Genomic DNA, 2762 nt, shown 5'->3' with positions numbered 1-2762 from the left:
CCCGACGGCCTGGTCGGCAGGGGCTGACGCCGGGCACGTTCACCGGGGAGGTCAGCGAGCACGCGAGCGGGTACACCCCCGAACGAAGGAGGCACACCGTGTTCCGAGCGATCGCCAACGCCCTGAGTACCGTCGGTTCGGCCGTCGCCACCGTGGTGACCCTGCCCTTCCGGCTCGTGGCCGGCCTGTTCGGCGGAGCCTCGCGCGGCGGCAGGACCCGGCGCGCGTAAGGCGCCCCCGCGGGGGCCGTGTCCGAGGACGTCGCGCGACACGGCCCCCGGCCACCCGGCACAATGCAGGCGAAGGGGACCACCGCACAGGTGGACCACCCCAGTGGCGCACCGCCAGCACAGCCAGTACGGGAAGGCGAGTCGGGAAACCGTGACGACGTCCATCGAAGGCAGGATCGCCGAGGAACTCGGCGTACGCGAGCGTCAGGTGAAGGCGGCCGTCGAGCTGCTCGACGGCGGATCCACCGTGCCGTTCATCGCGCGCTACCGCAAGGAAGCGACCGAGATGCTCGACGACGCGCAGCTGCGCACGCTCGAGGAGCGGCTGCGCTACCTGCGGGAGCTGGAGGACCGCCGGGCGGCGGTGCTCGAGTCCGTACGTGAGCAGGGCAAGCTCGACGTGGCACTGGAGGCGCGGATCCGGGCGGCGGACACCAAGTCGCGGCTCGAGGACATCTACCTGCCGTTCAAACCGAAGCGCCGCACGAAGGCGCAGATCGCGCGCGAGGCGGGCCTGGAACCGCTCGCCGACGCACTGCTGGGCGACCCGTCAACCGACCCGCTCTCCGCGGCGGGCGCCTTCGTGGACGAGGCCGCGGGCGTGGCCGATCCGGCGGCGGCTCTGGACGGTGCCCGCGCCATCCTGACCGAGCGCTTCTCGGAGGACGCCGACCTGACCGGTGAGCTGCGCGAACGCATGTGGTCGCGTGGCAGGCTGGTCGCGAAGGTCCGGGAGGGCAAGGAGGAGGCGGGCGCCAAGTTCGCCGACTACTTCGACTTCGCGGAGCCGTTCACCGCCCTTCCCTCCCACCGCGTCCTCGCGATGCTCCGGGGCGAGAAGGAGGACGTCCTCGACCTCGTCCTGGAGCCCGAGGACCCGGCGGACGCCGACCGGCCGGGCCCGTCCGCGTACGAGAGCATGATCGCCCGCCGGTTCGGCGTCGCCGACCGGGGGCGGCCCGGTGACAAGTGGCTGGGTGACACGGTGCGCTGGGCCTGGCGGACCAGGATCCTCGTGCACCTCGGGATCGATCTGCGGCTGCGGCTGCGCACGGCCGCGGAGGACGAGGCCGTGCGCGTCTTCGCCTCCAACCTGCGCGACCTGCTGCTGGCCGCCCCGGCCGGGACACGGGCGACGCTGGGTCTGGACCCCGGCTTCCGCACGGGCGTGAAGGTGGCCGTCGTGGACGCCACGGGCAAGGTGGTCGCGACGGACGTCATCCACCCGCACGTGCCGGCGAACAGGTGGGACCAGTCGCTGGCGACGCTGGAGCGGCTGGCGCGGGAACACCACGTCGACCTGATCGCGATCGGCAACGGGACGGCGTCCCGCGAGACCGACAAGCTCGCCGGTGAGCTGTGCGAACGGCACCCGGAACTGGAGCTCACCAAGGTGATGGTGTCGGAGGCGGGCGCCTCCGTGTACTCCGCCTCGGCCTTCGCCTCGCAGGAACTGCCGGACATGGACGTGTCGTTGCGCGGCGCGGTGTCGATCGCTCGGCGGCTGCAGGACCCCCTGGCCGAGCTCGTGAAGATCGATCCGAAGTCGATCGGTGTCGGCCAGTACCAGCACGACCTGTCCGAGGTGAAGCTGTCGCGCTCGCTGGACGCGGTGGTCGAGGACTGTGTGAACGGTGTCGGTGTCGACGTCAACACCGCCTCGGCGCCGCTGCTCTCGCGCGTGTCCGGCATCGGGGCGGGCCTCGCCGAGAACATCGTGGCCCACCGCGACGCACACGGCCCCTTCCGCTCCCGCCGGGCGCTCAAGGACGTGGCGCGGCTCGGCCCGAAGGCGTACGAGCAGTGCGCCGGCTTCCTCCGGATCCGCGGGGGCGACGATCCGCTGGACGCCTCCAGCGTGCACCCGGAGGCCTACCCGGTGGTCCGGACGATGGTGAAGCGTACGGGGGGCGACGTCGCGGCCCTCATCGGCAACACCGGGGTCCTGCGGTCCCTGCGGCCGGACGACTTCGTGGACGAGAAGTTCGGCCTTCCCACGGTCACCGACATCCTGCGGGAGCTGGAGAAGCCGGGCCGCGACCCGCGCCCGGCGTTCCGGACCGCCACGTTCAGGGAGGGCGTCGAGAAGATCGGCGACCTCGCTCCGGAGATGGTGCTCGAGGGCGTCGTCACCAACGTCGCGGCCTTCGGCGCCTTCGTGGACATCGGTGTGCACCAGGACGGCCTGGTGCACGTGTCGGCCATGTCGCGGACGTTCGTCAAGGACCCGCGAGACGTCGTCAAGCCGGGTGACGTCGTGAAGGTGAAGGTCATGGAGGTGGACATCCCGCGCAAGCGCATCTCGCTGACGCTGCGGCTGGACGACGAGGCCGTGCCCGGGGAGGGCGGCGGCCGGGGGGCCAGGCGCGAGAGGGGCGGCCAGGGCGGCGGGGAACGCCCGCCCCGCCAGCGGCAGGCCCAGGCCGGCGGCCAGGCCGGCGGCCAGGCCGGCGGCCAGGGCCGCGACCGGCGCGGGGGCGGTGGCCGCGGGGCGGCCTCGGCAGGTCGGAAGAGCACACCTCTGTACTCCAG

At 72.7% G+C, this 2762-nt stretch carries 2 protein-coding genes; both read left to right on the top strand.

What is annotated here, in order from left to right:
- Positions 1 to 98 precede the first annotated feature (98 nt).
- A complete protein-coding gene (locus ABZ371_RS31355; RefSeq protein ID WP_358686059.1) occupies positions 99 to 230 on the top strand; it encodes an LPFR motif small protein in 132 nt (43 codons plus the stop codon).
- Positions 231 to 381: 151 nt separating this feature from the next.
- The coding region (locus ABZ371_RS31350; RefSeq protein WP_358686057.1) for a Tex family protein at positions 382 to 2762 on the top strand (2381 nt) is incomplete at its 3' end.

This window comes from Streptomyces sp. NPDC005899 (assembly GCF_040629645.1).
In the GTDB taxonomy this organism is placed as follows: Bacteria; Actinomycetota; Actinomycetes; order Streptomycetales; family Streptomycetaceae; genus Streptomyces.
The sequence above is the reverse complement of the archived record's forward strand: the minus strand, read 5'-3'. Positions and strand labels throughout refer to the sequence as shown.